General features: G+C 70.1%; 20 protein-coding genes. 7 read left to right on the top strand and 13 right to left on the bottom strand.

Annotated features, from left to right (window positions below):
- Positions 1-530: 530 nt before the first annotated feature.
- Both ACZ4UV_RS32805 and ACZ4UV_RS32800 read left to right on the top strand, forming a co-directional pair.
- Positions 531-1586, top strand: coding sequence for an MBL fold metallo-hydrolase (locus tag ACZ4UV_RS32805; protein WP_451016047.1), 1056 nt, complete (start codon positions 531-533; stop codon positions 1584-1586).
- 178 nt (positions 1587-1764) lie between these two features.
- Positions 1765-3471, top strand: a complete 1707-nt coding sequence (locus tag ACZ4UV_RS32800; protein WP_467842813.1) for an MFS transporter — start codon at positions 1765-1767, stop codon at positions 3469-3471.
- A 73-nt stretch (positions 3472-3544) separates the two neighbouring features.
- On the opposite strand, the gene ACZ4UV_RS32795 is transcribed toward ACZ4UV_RS32800, so the two are convergent.
- Entirely contained in the window at positions 3545-4168 is a 624-nt protein-coding gene (locus tag ACZ4UV_RS32795) for a TetR/AcrR family transcriptional regulator (protein WP_467842811.1), read from the bottom strand.
- A gap of 175 nt (positions 4169-4343) precedes the next feature.
- Between ACZ4UV_RS32795 and ACZ4UV_RS32790 the strand changes: the two genes are divergently transcribed.
- Positions 4344-5678, top strand: a complete 1335-nt coding sequence (locus tag ACZ4UV_RS32790; protein ID WP_467842808.1) for an NAD-dependent succinate-semialdehyde dehydrogenase — start codon at positions 4344-4346, stop codon at positions 5676-5678.
- Positions 5679-5776: 98 nt separating this feature from the next.
- Here the strand turns inward: ACZ4UV_RS32790 and ACZ4UV_RS32785 are convergent, their stop codons facing one another.
- From ACZ4UV_RS32785 to ACZ4UV_RS32775, 3 genes are read right to left on the bottom strand one after another with little or no spacing between them, the layout of a single operon-like run.
- Positions 5777-5968, bottom strand: a complete 192-nt coding sequence (locus tag ACZ4UV_RS32785; protein WP_451016051.1) for a hypothetical protein — start codon at positions 5966-5968, stop codon at positions 5777-5779.
- The gene (locus ACZ4UV_RS32780; protein ID WP_467842927.1) at positions 5961-6344 is read right to left on the bottom strand and encodes a DsbA family oxidoreductase; all 384 of its coding nucleotides are present in this window, start codon (positions 6342-6344) and stop codon (positions 5961-5963) included. Before ACZ4UV_RS32780 ends, ACZ4UV_RS32785 begins: the two co-directional genes overlap by 8 nt.
- A gap of 15 nt (positions 6345-6359) precedes the next feature.
- A complete protein-coding gene (locus tag ACZ4UV_RS32775; protein WP_467842804.1) occupies positions 6360-6605 on the bottom strand; it encodes a hypothetical protein in 246 nt (81 codons plus the stop codon).
- A 215-nt stretch (positions 6606-6820) separates the two neighbouring features.
- On the opposite strand from ACZ4UV_RS32775, the gene ACZ4UV_RS32770 reads away from it, so the two are divergent.
- Both ACZ4UV_RS32770 and ACZ4UV_RS32765 read left to right on the top strand, forming a co-directional pair.
- Positions 6821-7621, top strand: coding sequence for a DUF5995 family protein (locus ACZ4UV_RS32770; RefSeq protein WP_451016052.1), 801 nt, complete (start codon positions 6821-6823; stop codon positions 7619-7621).
- A 187-nt stretch (positions 7622-7808) separates the two neighbouring features.
- On the top strand, positions 7809-9227 hold the full coding sequence (locus ACZ4UV_RS32765; RefSeq protein ID WP_467842801.1) for a glutamate decarboxylase: 1419 nt from the start codon (positions 7809-7811) through the stop codon (positions 9225-9227).
- 12 nt (positions 9228-9239) lie between these two features.
- Here the strand turns inward: ACZ4UV_RS32765 and ACZ4UV_RS32760 are convergent, their stop codons facing one another.
- The 5 genes from ACZ4UV_RS32760 to ACZ4UV_RS32740 all read right to left on the bottom strand — a co-directional run bounded on the left by ACZ4UV_RS32760 (position 9240) and on the right by ACZ4UV_RS32740 (position 15479).
- A complete protein-coding gene (locus ACZ4UV_RS32760; RefSeq protein WP_467842798.1) occupies positions 9240-10667 on the bottom strand; it encodes an MFS transporter in 1428 nt (475 codons plus the stop codon).
- Positions 10668-10746: 79 nt separating this feature from the next.
- A complete protein-coding gene (locus ACZ4UV_RS32755; RefSeq protein WP_451016055.1) occupies positions 10747-11922 on the bottom strand; it encodes a cytochrome P450 in 1176 nt (391 codons plus the stop codon).
- A 184-nt stretch (positions 11923-12106) separates the two neighbouring features.
- The gene (locus ACZ4UV_RS32750) at positions 12107-12739 is read right to left on the bottom strand and encodes a hypothetical protein (RefSeq protein ID WP_451016056.1); all 633 of its coding nucleotides are present in this window, start codon (positions 12737-12739) and stop codon (positions 12107-12109) included.
- Between the two features lie 118 nt (positions 12740-12857).
- A complete protein-coding gene (locus ACZ4UV_RS32745) occupies positions 12858-13448 on the bottom strand; it encodes a TetR/AcrR family transcriptional regulator (RefSeq protein ID WP_467842793.1) in 591 nt (196 codons plus the stop codon).
- Positions 13449-13463: 15 nt separating this feature from the next.
- Positions 13464-15479 (bottom strand): galactose-binding domain-containing protein, encoded by a 2016-nt coding sequence (locus ACZ4UV_RS32740; protein ID WP_467842925.1) that lies wholly within the window; start codon positions 15477-15479, stop codon positions 13464-13466.
- A gap of 319 nt (positions 15480-15798) precedes the next feature.
- Here ACZ4UV_RS32740 and ACZ4UV_RS32735 point away from each other — a divergent pair, with 319 nt between their 5' ends.
- Together ACZ4UV_RS32735 and ACZ4UV_RS32730 are read left to right on the top strand one after the other, a co-directional pair.
- Complete coding sequence (locus ACZ4UV_RS32735) at positions 15799-16449, top strand: dihydrofolate reductase family protein (RefSeq protein ID WP_451016058.1); 651 nt, start codon at positions 15799-15801, stop codon at positions 16447-16449.
- A gap of 473 nt (positions 16450-16922) precedes the next feature.
- Positions 16923-17318, top strand: a complete 396-nt coding sequence (locus tag ACZ4UV_RS32730) for a hypothetical protein (RefSeq protein WP_451016059.1) — start codon at positions 16923-16925, stop codon at positions 17316-17318.
- Positions 17319-17758: 440 nt separating this feature from the next.
- Here the strand turns inward: ACZ4UV_RS32730 and ACZ4UV_RS32725 are convergent, their stop codons facing one another.
- The 4 genes from ACZ4UV_RS32725 to ACZ4UV_RS32710 form a co-directional block, all read right to left on the bottom strand.
- Positions 17759-18733, bottom strand: coding sequence for an NmrA family NAD(P)-binding protein (locus tag ACZ4UV_RS32725; RefSeq protein WP_467842789.1), 975 nt, complete (start codon positions 18731-18733; stop codon positions 17759-17761).
- A 67-nt stretch (positions 18734-18800) separates the two neighbouring features.
- The gene (locus tag ACZ4UV_RS32720; RefSeq protein ID WP_467842786.1) at positions 18801-19835 is read right to left on the bottom strand and encodes an alpha/beta fold hydrolase; all 1035 of its coding nucleotides are present in this window, start codon (positions 19833-19835) and stop codon (positions 18801-18803) included.
- Positions 19836-19864: 29 nt separating this feature from the next.
- On the bottom strand, positions 19865-20566 hold the full coding sequence (locus tag ACZ4UV_RS32715) for an SDR family oxidoreductase (protein WP_467842783.1): 702 nt from the start codon (positions 20564-20566) through the stop codon (positions 19865-19867).
- 663 nt (positions 20567-21229) lie between these two features.
- Positions 21230-22045 (bottom strand): oxidoreductase, encoded by an 816-nt coding sequence (locus tag ACZ4UV_RS32710; protein ID WP_467842922.1) that lies wholly within the window; start codon positions 22043-22045, stop codon positions 21230-21232.
- Positions 22046-22331 lie beyond the last annotated feature (286 nt).

Below are 22331 nucleotides of genomic sequence, written 5' to 3'. Positions count from 1 at the left end.
GCCACGGATGTCCCCAGCGTGCTCGGAGTGACGGACGCGTTACGGTCCGCTCGATGGGGCGAGATGCTTCAGCTTGCGAAGAATATGTGAGTGTGAGTCAGGTATATCGATCTAGTAATTGCCTCGCCATCACCCTACAACCGGCGAAGTCTTCGGACGCCGACGTCGCCGGTGCGGCCTGCCGGACCAGGAGCGATCGAATCCGCTGCGGCTCTCCCCGACCACCGGAGACACGCCTGCCGTCAGTCACCCGGGGCTGGCCGGACACACAAGTCGTCCCTGCTGGGCGGCGCTCCGGACCGGGGACACGGCCACAGATCAACACCATAGATTGCGCACCGTGCGCTTCTCCTCGCCCCAGGAGCATGGGCAGCATTCCGCGGACTGATCGCGGTTGCGGCAGGACCACAGAGGAGTCGCCCACCATGTGCAGAACTGAAGCGAACGAACAGTCCGTCCCGGACCTGACGGCATGTTCACCGACGGATGGGCAGTCACAACACACCTCCCGCCGGGCCCTGCTGGGTGCCGTGACGGCTTCGGCTCTGGCAGCCACGCCGCTGGTCTCCGCCTCACGGGCCGCCGCCGCGACATCGTCGAGCGCCCCTTACGCGGACCTGTCCCTGGTGCTGCTCGGTACGAACGCGGGACCACCGCCGTTGGCGGACCGGTACGGCATCGCCTCCGCCCTGGTCGTGAACGGCAGGACATACCTGGTCGACTGCGGCCGTGGTGCGGTGACGCAGTACATGCGTGCGGGCCTGTCGATGCCGTCACTGACCGGGATCTTCCTCACGCACCTGCACGCCGACCACATCGTCGACTACTACGCCTTCCCCCTGCTGGCGGCGGGAGCGGCCGGGGACCAGGGATTCCAGAAGGCGGTGTCCGTCCACGGCCCGGGCCCCGCCGGGATGTCCTCCACGGTGGCCGGCGCGCCGGGCCCCGTGCCGGGCACCGTCGAGATGACGAAACAGGCCGGGCAGACCTACGCCGCCTCGCCCACGTTCTTCATGACCGAGCACGCAGGCATCGACCCGGCCACCATGCTGGACGTCCACGACGTGCTGCCACCGGCTGCGACTGGTGCCTCCGCGGCGAACACCGCACCCGCCATGCAGCCGTTCACCGTCTTGGAGAACGACGACGTCAAGGTCACGGCCGTCCTCGTACCGCACGGCGCGGTGTTCCCCGCCTACGCCTACCGCTTCGACACCGACCACGGCAGCGTCGTCTTCTCCGGCGACACCGCCCCCACCCCCAACATCGTCACGCTGGCACGGGACGCGGACGTACTGGTCCACGAGGCCGTCTACCCCGCCGGGCTGGCCGGCCTGGGGCTGCCGCAGACCCTCATCGACCACATCCTCACCACCCACACCGACGTCGCGAAACTCGGGGAAATAGCCGCCGAGGCCGGCGCCGGGACACTGGTCGCCACCCACCTCGGCCCCGGCGACCCCGCAGTCGTCCCCGCCGCGACCTGGCGCCGCCTGTTGCGCGCCAGCGCCACAAGCGCCGGTTACGGCGGCCGCATGATCCTCGGCGCCGACCTGATGCGGCTCCCCGTGAAGCGCAGGAGGTGAGATCGCGAGACCGACGACCTCCTGCGGCGCTGCGTCCGGTGAACGACCTTGTGCAGACCCCTAGGCGTACCGACTAGTCGGTACTAGCCTCTGGCCACGCTCTCGGAGCCGGGGCTCCGCGCACCCTCGTCACACCGGCGCGAGCATCCTGATTCCGGGTATCCCTGGGAGGAGCCGTATGTCCGCCAGTACGACGCCGTTCGACGCCGACAGACCCGCCCCCGATGCGCCCACCACGGACACCCGCTCCCCGCTGGCCCGGCTGTACCGCCGCGAACTGGCGGTCTATCCGCCCACGGGTCGCCGTATGGCGTACCTCGCGATCGTGGTCGTCACCACGGTCGTCCTGTACTACATGCTGTACATCCAGTACGCGGTGGCGACGTCGATCATCACGCACTTCGGCATGACGTACCGCTACTTCATCTGGGTCTCGGTGATCGGCAACGCGATCGGGGCCTTCGCCTCGCTCGTGGCCGGCCTGGCGGACCGCTGGGGCCGGGCGAATCTGGTGGTCTACGGGCTACTGATCGCCGCGCTGCTGGTCTTCTTCGGGCTGCCGAACGCGGCGAACAAGACCACCTACCTGGTGCTCTTCGCGCTCGTCAGCTTCATCGAGGGCATCGTTCTGGTCGCCACCCCGGCGCTGATCAGGGACTTCTCCCCGCAGCTGGGCCGGGCCACCGCGATGGGGTACTGGACGATGGGCCCGGTCATCGGCTCCCTGGTGGTCACCACCGTCACCAGCAACACCCTCGACACCGCCACCTGGCAGGACGAACTGCGCTATTCGGCGATCGCCGGGTTCGTCGTCTTCATCGCCGCGGTCTTCGCGCTGCGCGAGCTGTCCCCGGCGCTGCGCGACCAGATCATGGTGACGCTGCGCGACCGGGCGCTGGTCGAGGCGCGTGCCCAGGGGCTCGACACCGAGGCACTGCGCCGCGGCGAGTGGCGGCAGATGATGCACCTGGACGTGCTGGGCTCAGCCTTCGCCATCGCCGTGTTCCTGCTGCTGTACTACGCGGCGGTCGGCAACTTCGTCGTCTACTTCTCGACCGTCTTCGGCTACAGCGAGCAGCGCACCAACGCGCTGGCCAACTGGTACTGGGGAGCGAACGCCATCGCCTTGGTACTGGTCGGCCTGCTCTCGGACCGGCTCAAGGTACGCAAGCCCTTCATGATCGTCGGCGCGGTCGGCTCCGTCGTGGTGACCGCGGTCTTCGCCACCCGCGCCACCCACCTGACGACCGGCTACTACACCTTCGCCTGGCTTTTCGTCGGCATCGGCGTCTTCAGTGGCATCGCCTACGCGCCCTGGATGGCGAGCTTCACCGAGACGGTGGAGAAGCACAACCCGGCGGCGACCGCGGCAGGTCTGGCCGTGTGGGGCTGGACGGTACGCATTGTGGTCGCCGTCTCCGCGGCCTTCATCCCGGTACTGGTCACCTCCGTGACCCCGCTCGTGGAGCACGGCGCCGAGGTCAAGGCCGCCTCCGCGCAGGCGGCGCCCGCGCTGGCCGTCGTCAACGCGCACCCCGAGCTCTTCGCCGAGCTGAACAAGTACACCCCGACCACCGTGCCGCCCGCGCTCAACGCCCGCGCCGTCCGGGAAGTCGGCGTGGCGGACCTCGCCGTCGTCCAGAAGGCGGGGCCGCAGCTGAAGGTGTTGCAGGAGTACGGCGCCCGGGTCCAGAAGGCGTCGAAGGACGGGCCCGGCGAGTGGCGCACGTGGTGGTGGATCTGCGTCAGCGGCCAAGTGCTCTTCCTGCCCTTCGCCTTCGTGATGGCGGGGCGTTGGAGCCCGAAGAAGGCGCGCTCGGACGCCGAGGCGCACCAGGCCGCGGTCAACCGCGAGCTGGCCGCTCTCGCCGCCGCCAAGGAGTGACCAGACGATCGGATGCGCCACCAGGCGGGGTGCACCGCACAGCCGGGCGCTGCACCCCGTGCCCGCGAACAGTTCAGTCGGTGAGCAACATGCCGCGCCGCAGGCCCAGTTCTGATTCGGCCACGGTGCGCGGCATGTCCGCCGTGGGCGTCCTGCGGTGGTCGGCGGTGGTGTTGACGTACGCGCTGGCGCCGTCGATCGCAACGAGGATACGGGTGGCGGCGCCCCAGGGATCCGCGCAGGCGAAGAGCCCGGCCGCCGTCCCGGCGGTGATCAGCTCCTCCAGGCGCCGGCACCACAGCAGTTCCTGCTTGATGACGTGCTCGCGCAGCACCTGACGGTAGCGCGACAGGTGCCGCGCGTTGAGCCAGAGCTTGCTGACGTCGTCGAACTCGGCACTCGTCGTGAGACCGAAGAACCTCCGGAAGGTGTGCAGGGGGTCGTCCGGCTCCGGCGGCAGCAGGCCGTCGAGTTCCTTCATCGTGGCATGGGTGAACGCCTCGGCGACCAGCTCGTCCGCGGCGGGGAAGTAGTGGCCCACGAGTCCGGGCTGAACACTCAGCTCGTCGGCGACCCGGCGCAGGGTGACGCACTCCAGGCCTTCGGTGAGCCCGATCCGTGCCGCCGTGGCGACGAGCTCGCTGCGGCGTTCACCGGGCGCCTTGCGGACGCGCTTGCCCGTCGCTCTTGACGTCATACGCCGAATGCTATTGAGTGGGCAGCCAATAAAGCAATTGGTTGCGCGACCAATAAGCTGGATCGGCAGGAAGTCGCAGCTCACAGCGGTGCGGGGACGCCGCAGCCGGCATCCGTCCGGTATCGGCGGTCGCCACGGGCTCACTGCCGTTTGTCCACTGCCGCCTGGAGGCACCATGTACGCCGTCACCGACCCGACCACCGGCGAGGTCGTGGAGACCTACCCGACCGCCACCGACGCCGAGGTCGCCGCGGCCGTCGACGCCGCGCACGCCGCCGGCGGCTGGGCCCGGTCCGGCTCCGTGGCCGAACGCGCCGCGCTGCTGCGCCGCCTGGGCGACCTGCACGCCGAGCACAGCGCCGAACTCGCCGCGAGCATCGTGCGGGAGATGGGCAAGCCCCTCGCCGAGGCGGAGGGCGAGATCGGCTTCTGCGTCGACATCTACCACTACTACGCCGACCACGCCGAGGAGTTCCTCGCCGACGAGCCCCTCGACGTCACCTCCGGCCCCGGAACCGCGGTCGTACGGCGCGGTCCGGTGGGCGTCCTGCTCGGCATCATGCCGTGGAACTTCCCGGCCTACCAGGTCGCCAGGTTCGCGGCCCCCAACCTGGCCGTCGGCAACACCATCGTCCTCAAGCACGCCCCGCAGTGTCCCGGTACGGCGGCGCTGCTGGAGCGGCTGTTCGCCGAGGCGGGCTTTCCGGCGGGCGCGTACGTCAACGTGTACGCCACCAACGAGCAGATCGCGGACGTGATCGCCGACCCCCGGGTGCACGGCGTCTCCCTCACCGGCTCCGAGCGGGCCGGGGCCGCCGTCGCCGAGATCGCCGGACGGCACCTGAAGAAGGTCGTCCTGGAACTCGGCGGCTCGGACCCGTTCCTGGTGCTGTCCACCGACGACCTGGACGCCGTCGTCGAGGCCGCGGTCGCCGCCCGTCTCGACAACACCGGCCAGGCGTGCAACGCCGCCAAGCGGTTCGTGGTCGTGGCGGACCTGTACGACGCGTTCGTCGAGAAGTTCACGGCCCGGCTGCTCGACTCCGCCACCGGCGCACCGCTCTCCTCGGCGGCCGCCGCCGAGACACTGGCGCGGCAGGTCGGCGAGGCGGTGGCGGAGGGCGCCACCCTGCACGGCTCCACGGAGCGACAGGGCGCCTTCTTCCCGGCGGGCGTGCTCACCGGCCTGACCACCGAGCACACGGCGGCCCGCCAGGAGCTGTTCGGACCGGTCGCGATGGTCTTCCCGGCCGCCGACGAGGACGACGCCGTACGGATCGCCAACGACACCCCGTACGGCCTCGGTTCCTACGTCTTCACCACCGACCCCGAGCAGGCCGCCCGGGTCGCCGACCGCATCGAGGCCGGCATGGTCTTCGTGAACGGTGTCGGCGCGGAGGGTGCCGAGCTGCCGTTCGGCGGGGTGAAGCGCTCCGGCTTCGGCCGGGAACTCGGCCGGCTCGGCATGGAGGAGTTCACCAACAAGAAGCTGATCCGCACGGTGGCCTGAGCGACACGGCGGAATCCGCGGACGGGCCCCGGGCGGGCGGTGCCGGACGGCACGGCGCACGGGGGCCTCGCCACCTCCCCGGGTGGCGTCGCGGCTGGTCAGCAGCCGGTCGCGGTGTTGGCCGTCTCGCCGTCGGAACGGGCGGTGGGGCCGGTGCTGCCGGTGGGGGCAGTGCCCGGCGACGGGGCCACGGGGACGGCAAAGACGCCGGTGGCCGGGTCGCACAGGCCGTCGGCGTCGCCGTCCAGGAACCGCAGCGGCCCAGGTGTGCGGGGTCCGGGGTCATCCATGGATCTGCTCCCATGCCTGGTCGAGGGCGGTGGCGTACTGAGCGGTGCTGACGGCACCGGGGATGCCGAGCCGCTCGCCGAGGACGGTGAAGGGGACGCCGGTGGCGCCCAGCCGCACGGCCTGGTCGTGGTCAGCGCGCACCGCCTCGACGTAGCGGTCGGTGGCCAGCACCTCTCGGACGGCGCGGGCGGGGATGCCGAGCTCTTCACCGAGACGGACGAGGGTGTCCGGGGCGAAGGCGGCGTCGTTGCCGCCGAAGACCTCACTCTGCATGGCGCGCAGGTAGTCGAAGGCGACGTCGTGCTCGGCCCCGAGGTCGACCAGGCGCAGCATGTCGGAGGTGTTGCTCGCCGGGCGGTCGGCCTCGTAGCGCAGGCCCTCGGCCGCGGCCTACTGTGCCATGCCCTCTTCCATCGCACGGGCCTGCGCGGGAGCCGCGCCGTACTTCTCCGCGAGGTACCTCAGCGTCGGCATGACGGTGGTCGGGGCCTGTGGGTCCAGCTGGAAGGTGTGCACCCTCAGCTCGATGTGCTCGGCGTGCGGGGACATCTCGATCACCCGGCTCAGCCGCTGTTCGCCCAGGTAGCACCGGGGCCAGAGCACGTCCGCACAGACGTCGACCGTCGAGGGCACCATCAAGTTGTGTCGGAGCGGTCGAACGCCGGTCGCGGTGGGGTGATCCCGAGTCTGGGCACGGCAGCAGCGGGCAGACCACGGCCCGCGTCCCCTTTTCCCCGGAGCGACAGCCTCCGCCCGGCGCGCGGTGGTAGGACATGACAACCACCCGCACACGGACCGCGGAGCGCGGACCGCATGCGGGGCGGACACAACACCGTGGAGGGGGACGGGACATGACCGCAGGGAACATCGACGATGTCGTGGACGGGCTTGCCGGGATCGTGCAGGAAGCCGGCCGCACCCGTGACCGGGCCGGATACTTCGCGGCGCTGTACCGGCAGGTGACCGTCGAGATCCGCACCGCCATCCACAGCGGACTGTTCGACGACGGCCCCCGGATGGACCGCTTCGACACCCACTTCGGCAACCGCTACTTCGAGGCGTACGACGCCTGGCGCCGCGACCGGAGCGGGCCCCGCTGCTGGCGCGAGGCCTTCGGGCTCCTGGACGACGCCGACACCGTCATCGTCCAGCACCTGCTTCTCGGCGTGAACGCGCACATCAACCTCGACCTGGCCGTCGCCGCCGCCCGCACCAGCCCGGGCGGCGAGATCCACGCTCTCCAGCACGACTTCGAGCTGATCAACGACATCCTCGCGCGAGTGGTGCTGGGCGTGCAGGACTCCCTCGACGACCTGTCCCCCCTCATGTCCCTGCTGGACAGGATCGGAGGCCGCACCGACGAACAGATCCTCGACTTCAGCATCCGCCAGTCCCGCCAGGAAGCCTGGTGCAACGCCCTGCTCCTCGCCGGTCAGAACGACACCGAGCGCGCCGCCACCATCGAACGGCTCGACATCCGGGCCGCCGTACTCGCACGGCTCATCGCACGGCCGGGCGGCCTCCTCCGCCCCGCCCTGGAACTCATCCGGCACACCGAGAACAACGACATACCCGCCGTCATCACCCACCTCGACAACGCCATGCACCAGCCGCTCGCCCAGCAGGACACCGGACGCCAACCGGGAGACTGACCCTCGCCACTCCTCCCATGGGCACCCCATGCGCAGTCGCCCGCCCGTATACGCGAGGGAAAATTCAGTTCATCGGTCCGCAAACCGGTCGCTGGATCGGTGTAATCCGCACAGATGCCGCGCCGCGCAGCGATCTAGCGTCGAAAGTGCACGGGGGCCACACGGACCAGAAAGCACCGAGACGCACATGCCCATCCCGGATACCGACGTCATCTCCCTCTCCGCGACCGACCTCGACACCCTCACCCCGCCCGCCGCCACCCACCTTCACGGACCCGCCGACGAACTGCCGCCGGCCGCGTCCCCGCCCGACCTCGTACTGCAGCAGGTGCGCGACGAACTCGCGCTCGACGGCGACGCGCAGCGCAACCTCGCCACCTTCGTGACCACCTGGATGGAACCGCAGGCACGGCAGCTGATGGCCGACACCGCGGAGAAGAACCTCGCGGACCGCGCCGAGTACCCGAAGATCACCGCCATGGAGGAGCGCTGTGTGCGAATGCTCGCCCGGCTGTGGCACGCACCGCACCCGGAGCAGGTCCGCGGCTGCTCCACCACCGGCTCCAGCGAGGCGGGGATGCTGGGCGGCCTGGCACTCAAGCGCCGTTGGCAGCAGCGCCGGCGCGCGCAGGGGAAGGACACCGCCCGCCCCAACCTGGTGATGGGTGCGAACGTCCAGGTGTGCTGGAAGAAGTTCGCCAACTACTTCGAGGTCGAGCCGCGGTACGTCCCGATGGAGCCCGGCCGCTTCCACCTCACGCCCGACACCCTGACCGCGTACTGCGACGACAACACCATCGGCGTCGTCACCGTCCTCGGCTCCACCTACGACGGTTCCTACGAGCCCGTCGCCGACATCTGCATGGCCCTGGACGGCTACCAGGCCGCCACCGGCACCGACATCCCCGTGCACGTCGACGGCGCCTCCGGCGCGATGGTGGCCCCGTTCCTCGACCCGGGTCTGATGTGGGACTTCCAGCTCGAACGCGTCGCCTCCATCAACACCTCGGGGCACAAGTACGGGCACGTCTTCCCCGGTCTCGGCTGGGCCCTGTGGCGCGACGCCGAGGCCCTTCCGGACGACCTGGTCTTCGAGGTGGACTACCTCGGCGGCCGCTCCCCCAGCTTCACCCTCAACTTCTCCCGTCCGGGCGCCCACGTCGTCGCGCAGTACTACAGCTTCCTGCGGTACGGCTACGAGGGTCTGCGCCACCTCGCGGTCCAGAGCCGTACGACGGCCCGTGCCCTCGCGACCCGCATCCGGGCCACTCCGCCCTATGAACTCCTCACCGACGGATCCGAACTCCCCGCCCTCGCCTTCCGCCTCGCGCAGGGAACGCACGGCTTCTCCGTCTTCGACGTCTCGCACGCCATGCACGCACGCGGCTGGCATCTGCCCGCCTACACCTTCCCCGCACCCTGCCAGGACGTCTCCGTCCTGCGCCTCGTCGTCCGCACCGGGTTCACCGCCGAGCTCGCGAGCTCGTTCATCGCCGACCTGACGGAAGTCACCCGGCAACTCCAGCCCCGCCGGTCCATGCCCGCACCGACCGTCAAGCCACCGGCCGGCACCCCGGAGCCGGCCCACGCCGGGACCACCGCATAGCCCCGGAACTCCTCAGGACGTCGTGGGTCTGGTCGACAGCGCTGGTACGCACAGCCACGCGAGGCCCGCGGCGGTCAGGTAGGCCAGGGCGCCGACGGCCATGCTGGTGCGCAGGCCGGTGTTGTAGTCGGCGGCCGCGGCGAGCAGGCTGCCGCCGAGCGCGACGCCGGTGGCGCTGCCGATCTGGCGGGTGGTGTTGAACAGGGCGGAGGCGGCGCCCGAGTACGCCGAGGGCGCGGCACCCATCACCGTGGCCGTGGAGCCGGTGAGGGCGAAGGAGGTACCGAATCCCGCGGCCATCATCGGGGCCACCAGCAGCGGGTAGGCGGGGTCGGCGCCCGCGGCGGCCCAGCCGGCCAGGCCCAGGGCGGCCAGGAGCATGCCGGAGATCACCAGTGGACGATCGCCGGTTCTGCGGGCCAGCCGCCCGGACAGGACGGAGGCGAACATGGTCATCGCCACCGCGGGGAACAGCGCCAGGCCCGTGCCGAGGGCGCTGAAGTGGCGCTGGTGCTGGAATTCCAGGCTGGCGGTGAACACCATGCCGTAGAAGCCGAAGTTGAACAGCAGGCCGAGGACGGCTCCTCCGCTCATGGCCCGAGAGCGCAGCAGGCTCGGGGGCAGGACCGGAGAGCGGGCGAGCCGCTCGCGCACGGCGAACGCCGCGGCGGCCAGGGCGGCCAGGCCCACCCCGGCGAGTACGGCGGGATCGGACCAGCCTCGCCGTCCGGCCTCGTTGAGCGCCGCGGTGAGCAGCGCCGCCGTCGCGATCACCGCGCACTGCGCCGGCCAGTCCAGGGCCCGGTCGGCGCGCCGGGGCGAGCGTGCCACGTGCCGCAGCGTCAGTACCAGGCAGGCCACGCCGACGGGCAGGTTGATGAGGAACACCCAGCGCCAGCCCAGCGTGGAGACGAGCAGTCCGCCGAGGAGCGGGCCGGCGGCGGCCGCGACACCCGCCATCGAACCCCACAGTCCGAAGGCCCGTGAGCGGGCGGCCGTCGCCGGGTAGGCCTGTTGGAGCAGGGCCAGGGAGCCGGGCACGATCAGGGCCGCGCCGAGCCCCTCCACCAGCCGGGCCGCGACCAGGAACGGGGCGCTCGCCGCGAGCGCGCAGGCGGCCGAGGACAGCGTGAACACCGCCACGCCCGCGCAGAAGACCCGCCGGTTGCCCAGCCGGTCACCCAGCGCGCCGCCGGTCAGCAGGAACCCGGCGAAGACCAGGGTGTACCCGTCGGTGATCCACTGGATGCCGGTGAGCGAGGCCGACAGTTCCCGGCCGATCACCGGCACGGCGACGTTGATGGCCGTCACGTCCAGGATCACCATGAAATACCCGGCGCACACCGCGAGCAGCGGCGCCCAGGACCGCTGTCCGGGCGCCGGGGCCGCATCGGAAGAGGGTTTCGCCTCACCACCGTCGGCCGACTCCGCGAACGCCACGGCCCCAACTCCATCCCATCCGCCGAGACACGCCACCAAAAGCCACAATAGGGTAGATATGCGGAACTACGGGGAGCTGTCAGGCCGGGGCGTTCCACAGCACGTGCAGGGCGTCCGGCTTGCGGAAGACCAGGCCGTACGGTGTGGCAGGGCGCTGCGGGTCGGGACGGAGGCCGGGGAGGCGTTCGAGCAGGCGCTGGAGCGCGATACGGGTCTCCAGTCGGGCGAGGTGGGCGGCCAGGCAGTGGTGCGGGCCGTGGGCGAAGGCCAGCTGCAGGCGGGCCTCGGCGCGGCGGACGTCGAAGCGGTCCGGGTCGGCGAAGACGGCCGGGTCACGGTTGGCGCCCGTCAGGGAGACGCTGACCAGGTCGCCTCGGTGGATGGTGGCCGGGCCGAGGACGGTGTCGCGGGTGGCGTAACGGTCCACCACCGCCGCACCGGGCTCCAGGCGCAGCGACTCCTCGACGGCGCCGTCCAGCAGGCTGGAATCGGCCTGCACGAGGGCGAGTTGGCCGGGGTTGTCGAGCAGGTGGAGCAGCGCGTTGGTGATCATCGCCTCGGTCGTCTCGATGCCGCCGAACATCAGGACCGCCGCGTTGGAGGCGACTTCGGGCAGTTCCAGTTGCTCCGCGGCAGAGACGAGGAGCGAGGAGGCGTCCCGGTCGGTGACGGTGGCCGCGACGGCGGATCGCAGCTGTGCGTACGCGGCGGGGCCCGCCGGGCCCGCCTCCAGGCCCGCGGTGATGTCCGAGACCGACCGTACGATGGCGTCGTACCAGGACAGCACGGTGTCGGTGGTGGTCCCGACCAGCCCGAGAGCCTCGGTCACGACGGCCACGGCGAGCGGTCCGGCGAAGGACCGGCGCAGTTCGGCGGCGCCCGCCGGTTCCAGGGCGGTGAGGAGACGGTCGGTCTCCTGCTCTATGAACGCGGCGAAGCCTTCGTGCACCCTTCGGGGCCGGAAGGGTGCCGCGAAGGGGTCCCGGTGGCGGGTGTGCGCGGCGCCGTCCAGGGACAGCATGCTCGGCCCGACGACCTGGGCGGTGGTGAAGCGGGGGTCGTCGACGGTGAAGGTGGTGGCGTCCCGCATCACGTCCAGCGCGAGATCGCGACGCGTGACCAGCCAGCCGTTCAGCTCGGGCAGCCACGACACCGGCTCGTGGGCGCGCAGCAGTGCGAGGCGCGGGTGCGGATCCCGGGCGAGTTCGGCGAGCGTGGTCGAGGCGCCGAGAGGGAACGACACGGCGGTGCTCATCACGGGGTCCGGCCGGGCGGAGGGAAACGGTTCACGCGTCATCGTAACCACGGCGCGCCGACCGCCCGTTCACCGGCTCCGGCGCGCGGATCCGCCGCCTCCGGGCGACCGGTCCGCGTCCCGTTCCCGTCGCCTGGCCGTGGGCGCGGAGGGCAGGACCACGTGGCACTCCTCCGCCGAGGGGTCACTCCGCCTCGACCGTCGTGGTGACCCGGGTGAGAGCGGGGTTGCGCGGTACCGAGCCGAACCCGAAGCGGACGGGAGGTTCGACCGGGGCGAGCGCACCCAGGTTCTCACCGTCGAAGGCGCCGGACAGTTCACGGATCGCGAGCAGATCCCGCGCGCCGTACCACTCCCTGCGGCCGCCGCCCGCGCTGCCCCGGGTCCGTACGCCGGGCAGCAGTACGCGGGCGACGCCGTCCGTGACGACGGCCCAGGCCGGGCGGCGGGCGAGCGGGCCCGGGACGGCGTGCAGCAGGCGGCCGAGGGGGGTACGGCGGCCGGTGGTGAAGTGCAGGCGGAGCGATCCTGCCGTGACGGTCCAGGTGTCCGCGACGACGGCGACGTCGACCGGTACGACGCGTACGGCGTCGAAGTGGTAGGTGCCGCCGACGAATTCCGCCGTCCTCCGGGTCGGAGCGAGCAACAGCCGTTCCCCGTCGCTTCGCTCCAGCATCACGTCGCTGAACGGGCCGAACGGCGAGCGAGGCCAGTGGCCCAGTACGACGCGGGTGCCGGAGGTGGTGCCGAGGCCCGCGATCCAGCCGTCGAAGCGCAGCCGGGGACGTCGGGCGCCCGGCCGGAACACCTGCCTCATACGTCCGCCTGTCCCTCGTCATCCCGGTGGAGGTGGCACACGGCCGGACCTCGGTGGTGGTGGGGTCAGTTTGACCGCACATGGTGTGCGCACGTGAAGCCGCCGCGCCGAGTGGCCGTCAGGCCACGAGCCCCGCGATGTGGGCGGTGACCGTGTCGAGGATGTCGTTCCAGGCCGACTCGTCGCCCAGGACGAGGTAGTTGAGGGTCAGGCCGTCGGTCACGGCGGCGAGATAGCGGGCCAGCACGGAGACGGGGACGCGGAGTTGCAGGTCGCGGCTGCGGTGCAGCTGCTCGATCAGTTCGGTGTAGGCGGTGCCGTACAGCTCGTACTGACGGCGGGCGAGGTGCTCGAATCCCGGCTCGCGCAGCGCGTACTGAGTCAGTTCGTAGGTGAGCATGTGTTCGTCGGGGCGGTCGCGGACGTGGTCCCAGTACGCCGCGAAGCCGGCCCGGACGGTCTCCTCCAGTGTGGCCCTGGGCCGCAGCGCTTCCCGCACCACGCTCACCGAGTGATCGGTGAGGGTGGTGATGACGGACTCGATCAGGGCCTGCTTGGAGTCGAAGCAGTAGTGGAAGACGCTCAGCGACACGCCGGCCTCGGCGGCGATGGCCCGGGTCGTCGCCTTGGCGACGCCGTCCCGGGCCATCGTCCTGATCGCCGCTTCCGTCAGCTGTTCGCGCCGCTGTGCCGACGGCATGCGTGCCATCCGTGAACCTCCGCCTCAGGCGCTGTGGACCCCGACCTCGTAGAGCGAGTATCCCCAGTCCGTGCCGCGGTCGAGGCCGTGGACCCGGACGTAGCGGGCCGGAGTGCCGGTGAACCTGGCCGTGTCCAGGCCGCCGTCGCCGCTCGTGGTGGACCAGGCGGTCCGCCAGTCGGTACCGTCGGTGGAGAGTTCGATGCGGTACGACTTGCCGTACGCGCGCTCCCAGTCCAGCGTCACCCGGGAGACCAGGTGGGTGGAGCCCAGGTCGACCTGCCACCACTGGTCGTCGCTCCAGTCACTGGCCCAGCGGGTGCCGTCGTCGCCATCGACGGCACGGCCCGGCTGGTAGCTGGTGAACGGGTTCGACTCGGACGAACTGGCCGTCGCCGGCTGCCCCTTGGCGAGGTTGACCGAGGCCTGGTGCTGTTCGGTGGCCCTCCAGGTGTCGAGGTAGGACTCGGCGCCCCGGAACAGGTCTTTCACCACGTCCTGCCCGCCGACCTTCCGGATGTCCTCGATCCAGTCGGGGATCATGCCGGCGTGGGCCGCGCCGTCGGTGTTGATGTCGAAGGTGCGCTCGCCGGAGGTCTGCCTGTCGATGACGGAGCCGCCGTCGACGCTCCTGAAGGGGTACGTCACCTTGTTCGCGGCGTCCGCACCGCGCGGGGCGGGATGGTCGCCGATGCCGTTGAAGTCGGTGCCGTAGCCGTAGCCCACGCCGTACTTGTCGCGCAGCGCCTTGGTCCGGGCGGCTTCCGCGACGAAGCCCTCGGAGCCGTGCATGTACTGGGCGACGAAGCCGCCGAGCGAGTAGACCCGCTCGGTCCAGTTCAGGTCCATCCAGCTGTGCGAGGAGATCACGCCGGGGTAGGACGCCGACTCCAGGATGTCCAGCGCCTGGCCGACGGCCTTGACGCTCATGTGGTCGATCTCCAGCATCATCTTGCGTTTCATCATGCCGCGCACCGCGTACTCACCGAGATCGGTGAGGCCGCGCTTGTTGCACTGCGCGTCCGAGTCGTACGCGGGGACGTCCACACCCGCCGGCAGGTCCGACTCCGCCTCCGATGAGGCGCTCCCGATGGGGTTGTCGTGTTGCGGGCCGGTGCACCTCTCGGTCTGCCAGAAGGTACCGGTGGACAGGAACTGGCCGACGTTGATGGCCGTTCCGAGGCCGCCGGAGTCGAAGCGGACGCCGCACAGGGCGTTGTCGAACTTGTGGCAGAGGAACATGGAGCGGACGCCCAGCGCGTAGAGCTCGTCGAGGCCCTTGTCGATGTCCTCCTTGCTGCACTGCGGGATGTCGAGGATCTGCTTGCAGCCGAAGGGTTCGGAGGTCTCCACCCCGAGGACGACGGCGAGTTTGCCCTCCTCGACGACCTGCCGCGCCTGTGCGCTGTCGGTGACGATGCGGAACCAGCCCTTGCCGGTGCCGCCGTACATCGTGTCGATGTACGCCTGGAGCGCGTAGGTCATCCTCGCCTGCAGCCGGATCGACGTCATCTCGTCGCAACTGCGGTCCTTGAAGGGGTAGATGGAGCAGATCATGCCGTTGGTGACGAGGTCGTTGACGAGCACGCGCTGACCGCCGCGCCAGGCCCGCTCCACCCAGGCGTAGTAGTCGGCCTGGTGGGTCATCGAGTCGAACGCGGGCCAGTCCTTGAAGGTCGGCCAGCCGACCGGGTCGTGCTTGCCGTCGCCACCGTGGGTGATGTAGTCGAAGATCGCGAGGGTGCCGTCGGGGTAGTGCTCGGGGCAGTCCTTCAGGGCGTCGGCCACACCGGCGTCGGAGAAGACCTTGCCGCAGATGAGCCGGCCGCCGAAGGCCTCGTTGCCGAAGAGGTGGTTGTGCGCGTCGACGAACCCCTTCACCTCTCCTGCCGAGTTGGTGCCGGTGAACGGCTCGCCGGTGACGTCGATCTGGACGTCCGGGGCTGGGCGTGCGGTCGGGATCCACCACTCGCCGCCGGCCGCCGAACTCGGGGTGGGCCCGAGGGCCATGGCCAGTACCAGGAGCAGCAGCGACAGCATGGTGACGTTCTTGCGTCTGCGGTACGAGCGTCGAGTCGGCGTCACGGCCACGTCCCTCGGTCGGCGGGAGGGCGCGGTTGACGAACCCATGAGATTGTCATGAACCGCGCAATACCTGGGACGAGGATCGGGCCGCGCACCTATCGAGTCAAGTGTCCGGGACGCTTGACCTGGAGTGCCCGTGCCCGGTGAAGGGGCCGGTCCCTGGTGCGCCGCGAAAGAATCTTCTGTCCCGCTGTCGATCTGGCCATATCCCGTTCGACGTCATGATGTGGGGCGCCCGGCTCCACGAGGACGCGACAGTATGTGGTGAGAAACAGTGGATCAACTACTGAGAGTCATGAACTTCGTCATCTCGAGCGACGGCGTCGCCGCCGGTGCCAGTGCGGACCAGAGTCTCGAGAATCCGTTCGGCCTCGACCGTGCCGAGCGGCTGTTCGCCTGGGCCGGGGCCACGGCGAGCTGGCCCAACCGCACGGATCCCGGCGGGAGCCGGGGCCTCGACGACTACTTCACCCGGGACTTCCCGCGCAACATCGGTGCCGAGATCATGGGCCGCAACAAGTTCGGGCCCCAGCGCGGGCCCTGGCAGGACCACGAGTGGCGCGGCTGGTGGGGCGAGGAGCCCCCGTTCCGCACCCCGGTGTTCGTCATGACCCACCACGAACGTCCGTCGTTCACGCTCTCCGACACCACCTTCCACTTCGTCGACGGCGACCCGGCCACGGTCCTCGCCCAGGCGCGGGAAGCCGCGCAGGGCAAGGACGTCCGGCTCGGCGGCGGAGTCACCACCGTCCGGCAGTTCCTCGACGCCGACCTCGTCGACACCCTGCACGTGGCGGTCTCGCCGGTGAAGTTCGGGTCCGGACTACGGCTCTGGGACTCCCCCGACGAACTCCTCGACCGGTTCCACCTGGAGGTGATCCCCAGCCCGAGCGGCGTCACCCACCACCTGTTCTGGCGGAGGTGAGGCAAGCACCCGATCGAGTTCGTCGTGCGGCACCAGGCGGAGTGCTCGGAGTGTGACTCAGGGGGTGATGAGTATGTGCACTCATGTGTGCGGTCATCAGCATCCCGCATGGTGCGTGCATGCGATCAACATCCCTCCCGAGTCACGTGCTCGTGGCTGCCCTCGCCTGCGTGGTCCTGTCCGGCTGTGGCACTCGGAACAGCACCACCGATCAGACCCCGGCAGAGGGCGCCGTCTCGACGGCAGCCCCGCTGGGTGCCCCGCCGAGCGTCAACACTCGGGAGACACGCTTCTTCTCCCTGCTGACCCGCATCGCGCGGGACTGCGCTCCCGACGCCTCCACCGGCACGAGCGGTGGAGGCTTGCCCGAGCCCGAGGATCTGCCGGGTTGGGAGGGGGCGCCCTCCCCGAGATACGGGGCGGGTGAGACCCCGTCGGGTATTCCGAACGCCGGAGGAGACATACCGGTTCCCGTGGACGACCCGACGCCACCGAACACGGCTCCTGACGCCACCCAGGCCAAGCCGGTCGAGGAGGTGCCGCTGACCGGTGCCGAGAAGTGCACCGGCAGCGCGCACGTGCAGCGCATCAGCGAGGCGTTCAAGGACGCGGACACGGCCAGTTACCAGGCCATGCGCAAGAGGCTGACGGAACTGGACTACCCGGCGTCGCGGATTCACCGGATGCCGAACCAGACGGGCGCGCCCCGGGCACGGCTGGACCTGCGCATGATCGGCAGCCACCTGGCTCTGGAGGTCACCGGCGCCGGCGGCCGGGTGGTCGCCGACGCGTTCGGGGCTCCGGAGACGGAGGGCGTGAACGTGACCGATGTGAGGCGGAAGCCGAAGCCGGGCGCTCCCACGTCCTGACCGGATGGCACGAGGCGTGCAGGAGAAGCGAGGCCTCTGTGCCTGAAGGCGAACAGCGTGGACCAGCGCTGAGCGACGGTCGACCCGGCCCGCCTTCCTTGGCAAGGGCCGCCGCCGCGCTCCGAGGCGGTGCTTCCCCTCCGGTTATTGGCAGGGACCGATATACAGGAGTCGGAAGTAGTGCCGGAACAGAACCCGGCTAGCCACTCTGCCGAACTGAGGGTCTGGCGGCACCAGAAGGGCGGCGCTGGTCGGGCTGCTGGGCCTCTACATGGCGTACCGGAGCAGGAACGGAACCTGCCAGGCGATGACGATGTCGGCCGTTTGCCGGGCGGCGCCCCCCGGAGGCGCCCAGTGAGGCGCTGCCCGTCCTTGGTCAGCCGTCTTGGCCCTGCGGTCCGACGAACTGCATGGAGAGGTGGGCCGGATCGCTCAGCGGCTCAGGCAGACGCCAGTTTCCGGATGCGCGGATGGTTCTCCAACGCCCACCGCACGGTCTTCGGTGGGCGTCCGAGCAGGGTTTCCAGCTGGTCGGTGACGCCGCGGTATCCGCCGCCGCCCATCAGCCGGGTCAGAGTCTTCAGGTGCTCCGCGATGTGCGGGAGCGCGCCCAGGGCGGTGTCCACGTAGGTCTCGTTCCAGGTTTCGACGTCTTCGGGAACGTAGGTGACCTGGCGTCCCAGCGCGGCCGCGTAGTCCTCCGCGAACCCGTGCATGTCCTTCAGCTCCGGGCCGTTGAGGTCATAGGACTTCGAGATGTGCGGAGCCGGGTCCGCCAGGATCTTCACGCACAGCTCCGCCACGTCGTAACCCGCGATGGGCGCGAGCCGGTGGTGGCCGAAGGGCAAGCGCAGTTCACCGTTGGCCAGCGGCTCCAGCGCCAGCCAGGTCATCAGGGGGTTCTCAACGAACATGGCCGCCCGTATGTTGACGGTCGGGAGGCCGGACCAGTCCAGCACCTGCTCGGCGACCCAGTGGGCGCGCTGCTGCGGCGACCAGTTGGCGACGAGTCCGCCGAGCCACGCACGCCGCTCTTCCTCCGGCGCTGTCATCTTCTCCAACGTCATGAACGACTGCTCGTACTCGGAGATGTTGACGAACACCTCGATGTCGCCCTGGGCCCGTGCCGCGGCGGCCATCAGGCTGACGGCGTCGGTGTAGTACGGCGACAGGCTCATGCTGAAGTAGATGCGGCGGACGCCCTTCAGCGCGGCGCTCACGTCGGCGATGGTGAGCAGGTCACCGACGAAGACCTCGGCCCCGGCCTGGCGGAGCGAGTGCGCGCGTTCGTCGTCCTGGCGCACGAACGCGCGCACCGGGTGCCCTTGTTCGAGCAGCATGTCGACCATCGTTCGGCTCACACCGCCGACTTCGCCAGCGGCACCGGTGATCAGGATGGGGTTGCGCTCTGACATCAATGTGTCCTCTGTCTGGTGGGGGGAGTCAGCGTTGAGAAAGCCACGAGGCGGATGCCGCGTAACGTCATCGGGACGCGGAGCCGTCGATGCGGGTGAGGAAGTCCAGGAGTGCGGCGTTGACCTCGGCGGGACGTTCCTGCTGTGTCCAGTGGCCGCAGCCCGGCAGGACCACCGGGCCCTGCAACTGAGGCGCGACAGCGCTCAGCGGGTTGCCCGGGCCGCCCTGGCCGCGGAAGATCTCGCTCAGCGAGGGACCCCCGTCCTGGCCGCGCAATGAGGTGACCATGTCGCGGTCTCCCACGACGTACAGCGCGGGGACGTCGATTCCGCGCCCCCGGAACGGCGCGAGCAGTTCGTTGTTGCGTTCGATGTTCCGGTACCAGTTGAAGGCTCCGGTGAACGCCCGCTCGCCGTGCAGAGCGAAGTCCTCGGCGTACGCCTGGATGTCCTCCTCCGTCAGCCATGCCGGAAGAGCGGGCGATTCCGGCATTATGCCCAGGAGGCCCAGACCGTCGGGTATGACCAACGGGCGGGGCTCACTGCCGAGCGGGTTGTCGCCCGAGGCACCGACCAGGAGGCGGCGGAAGGAGTTCGGGATGTCCTTGGCGAACTCGGCGTCGGCAACTCCCGGCTGCTGGAAGTAGACCTGGTAGAAGCCCTCGCCGTACTGGGTGCGGGTGATCGAGGGCGGGACCAGCCCGCCGGGCAGAATGGGCGGAATGCTGAGCCCGGCCACCGCGCGGACCTTGTCCGGGCGCAGCATCGCCGTGGTCCAGGCAACGGGTGCACCCCAGTCATGACCCACGACGACCGCCTGCTCCTCCCCCAGCTCCTCGATCAGGCCGATCACATCGCCGACGAGGTGGAGCAGGGTGTACGACGCCACGTCCGGCGGCTGCTCGCTACGGGCGTAGCCGCGCTGGTCGGGGGCGACAACCCGGTATCCGGCCGCCGCCAGCGCCCCGAACTGGTGGCGCCAGGAGTACCAGCTCTCCGGCCAGCCGTGCAGCAGCAGGACCAGCGGCCCCTGCCCCTGCTCGGCGATGTGCAGCCTGACCCCGTTCACGTCGACGAAACGGTGGGTGAGCGAACCGTCCACAGCAACCTCCTTGAATGCGTGAGTGCGTGCTACTGCTTCAGCTGGGCGTACATGGCTTCCAGGTCGGAGGACAGCTGCGACTTGACCCAGCGGGTGATGTCGTCGGCCAGCACCTCGTGCGCCCCTGCCTCGATGCCGTCGAGCGCGGCCACGGCTATGTCGCGGGGGTCGGCCTTGGGCGCGTCGACGCCCGAGGTCATCTCGGTGTCCACGTAAGCCATGTGGAGCCCGGTCACTGCGATGCCGCGCGGCTGCAACTCCAGGCGCAGGGAGTTGGTCTGCGACCACAAAGCGGCCTTGGAGGCGCCGTAGGGCGTGCCGTCCGCCAGCCAGGACAGAGCGGAGTGGGCGTTGAGGATGTGACCCCCGCCGTTGCGCTCGATGACCGGCACGAAGGCCCGGGCGACCAGCAGCGGCCCGTAGAAGTTGGTCTCCAGATCCCGGCGCACGTCGTCCATCGGGGAGTTGAGATACGAGGCGCGGACGGAGGCCCCGGCGTTGTTGATCAGAATGGTGACGTCCTGGGCCTGCTCGGCGGCCGCCGCCACAGATGCCGGGTCAGTGGCCTCGAGCGCCAGCGGAACGGCATCGGGGTGGGTCACCGTGCGCGGGTCACGGGCCGTGGCGTAGACCTTGCCGGCGCCGCGCGTGTAAAGCTCCTCGACCAGCTTCTTGCCGATGCCACGGCTGCCTCCGGTGACGAAGACGTTGGCACCCTTGATTGCTGTCATGACTACCTCCACGAAAATGAAAACCGATCGGTTTCACCACCGTAAACCGATCGGTTTCGTCATGCAAGTCGGGTTGAGCACCGGGTGACTACGGCACGCTGCGCCACGGCGAGTACGGACTTCGCCGATGGACACGAGGCCCGCCCGACTCCACCTCGACCTCAGGGCGGTGAAGCCGCGAGCCCGCCGACAGCGATCGACGTGGCCTGGCTGGACCATAGGTCCGTGGGCTCCAGCTCACACAGAAGGCGTGATCCGTCTGTACGGGGCCGCGCGCCGGCCCCCGGACTTGGGCCTCTCGTCGCGAGGGAGCGTCGCCACAAAGTTCGTCGGGGCCGTCGGGCCTGTCTTCCCTGTCATCGCACGCCTCGCCGACCCGCCCGCCGTACTTGAGCGGTCCATGCGCCGCCCGCAGTCCCCCGCCCTTGGTCGCAGACCCCGGGCGGGCTCGCAAGGGCGCGCGCCGGCCGAGCACGCCGACGACGCCGAGCCGTACGGCCGCCACTCCTCAAGCCACTGCGCTGAACTCCGCCTGGTAGACATCCGCGCGCAGCACCGTGCCGTCACGCATCTCTGCCGGAACGTCGCACTCGATCTGTATCTCCGCCATGTGCCGCTCCATTGCGTCTCTTTTCTTGCGGGGTGCTTGAGTACGGGAAGAGGTCAGCCGACCAGCCGGTTCATCTTGCGGATCTGCTTGTCGAAGACCTGGGCGGGAGCAACGCGGCGAAGCATGCGCGCGCGTCCGGCCAGGGGCCCGGCGGTGTAGCGCAGTTTCGGCTTCGGGTCGATCGCCGCCGCGACGATCGCCTTGGCGACGGTGGCGGGGGCGTCGCCGCTCCTGATCGCCTCCGCCATCACGCGGTCGACGGTGAGCCGCTGCTTCGCGTAGGCGTGCAGGGGGGTGTCAGGCTTCGCGCTGTTGGCCTCGAATCCCGTCCTGGTGTAGGCGGGTTCGACGGTGAGCGCCCGGATGCCGTGGTCGCGGACCTCGTGGTCGAGGGACTCGGTGTAGCCCTCGATCGCGTGCTTGGAGGCGGCGTAGGCGGCCATGTAGGGCTGGGGCAGGAACCCGAGCACGGACGAGATGTTGATGACGCGCCCGCGCCGCTGGGCGCGCATGTGCGGCAGGACCTCGTTCACCATGCGCATGACCCCGAAGACGTTGGCGTCGAAGACGGACCGGGCGTGCTCGACGGAGGTTTCCTCGGCCGCACCCATCGAGCCGACGCCGGCGTTGTTGACCAGGACGTCGATCCGCCCGAACCGCTCGCTCTCCTCCTGGACGGCTGCGGAGACCGAGGTGTCCCTGGCCACGTCGAGCCCGAGGAACGTCACGCCGTCGAGCGGGGTGACGCGTGAGGTGTCACGGCTTGTGCCGACCACGTTGAATCCGGCTGCGACCAGGGCGAGCGCGGTTTCCTTCCCGATGCCGGATGACGCACCCGTCACGAGTGCCACCGGCCGGTTCGTCGTCATCATGGATGCCTCACTCGCCAGAAACCGATCAGTTTCATTTACGGTAAACCGATCGGTTTTCATGCGCAAGCTCAAGCGTCGACCCGATCCGGGCTGCAGCCACCGTCTGCACGCTGAGGCCGATCGGACTGCGCGGCGGCTGCGTCCCGCCCAAGGTGGGACGGAGCACTGTTGGTGACGCGCGGCAGGCTGGAGTCCGACTCATGGCGGCCGTCCGGAACAAGGGTCCTGCGGACCAGCGCCCGGTCAGGCGCCTTGCCGGCAGACGCAAACCGACCGGCGCCTG

Source organism: Streptomyces sp. NPDC028289, from assembly GCF_055565975.1.
This window is presented reverse-complemented; position numbering and strand designations above follow the sequence as displayed.

Bases quoted from the DNA above. Each gene is read 5' to 3' on its own strand.
- ACZ4UV_RS32800 (WP_467842813.1), top strand. From the start codon at position 1,765: ATGTCCGCCAGTACGACGCCGTTCGACGCCGACAGACCCGCCCCCGAT.
- ACZ4UV_RS32795 (WP_467842811.1), bottom strand. From the start codon at position 4,168: ATGACGTCAAGAGCGACGGGCAAGCGCGTCCGCAAGGCGCCCGGTGAA.
- ACZ4UV_RS32790 (WP_467842808.1), top strand. From the start codon at position 4,344: ATGTACGCCGTCACCGACCCGACCACCGGCGAGGTCGTGGAGACCTAC.
- ACZ4UV_RS32785 (WP_451016051.1), bottom strand. From the start codon at position 5,968: ATGGATGACCCCGGACCCCGCACACCTGGGCCGCTGCGGTTCCTGGAC.
- ACZ4UV_RS32775 (WP_467842804.1), bottom strand. From the start codon at position 6,605: ATGGTGCCCTCGACGGTCGACGTCTGTGCGGACGTGCTCTGGCCCCGG.
- ACZ4UV_RS32770 (WP_451016052.1), top strand. From the start codon at position 6,821: ATGACCGCAGGGAACATCGACGATGTCGTGGACGGGCTTGCCGGGATC.
- ACZ4UV_RS32765 (WP_467842801.1), top strand. From the start codon at position 7,809: ATGCCCATCCCGGATACCGACGTCATCTCCCTCTCCGCGACCGACCTC.
- ACZ4UV_RS32755 (WP_451016055.1), bottom strand. From the start codon at position 11,922: ATGAGCACCGCCGTGTCGTTCCCTCTCGGCGCCTCGACCACGCTCGCC.
- ACZ4UV_RS32750 (WP_451016056.1), bottom strand. From the start codon at position 12,739: ATGAGGCAGGTGTTCCGGCCGGGCGCCCGACGTCCCCGGCTGCGCTTC.
- ACZ4UV_RS32745 (WP_467842793.1), bottom strand. From the start codon at position 13,448: ATGGCACGCATGCCGTCGGCACAGCGGCGCGAACAGCTGACGGAAGCG.
- ACZ4UV_RS32740 (WP_467842925.1), bottom strand. From the start codon at position 15,479: ATGCTGTCGCTGCTGCTCCTGGTACTGGCCATGGCCCTCGGGCCCACC.
- ACZ4UV_RS32725 (WP_467842789.1), bottom strand. From the start codon at position 18,733: ATGTCAGAGCGCAACCCCATCCTGATCACCGGTGCCGCTGGCGAAGTC.
- ACZ4UV_RS32715 (WP_467842783.1), bottom strand. From the start codon at position 20,566: ATGACAGCAATCAAGGGTGCCAACGTCTTCGTCACCGGAGGCAGCCGT.
- ACZ4UV_RS32710 (WP_467842922.1), bottom strand. From the start codon at position 22,045: ATGACGACGAACCGGCCGGTGGCACTCGTGACGGGTGCGTCATCCGGC.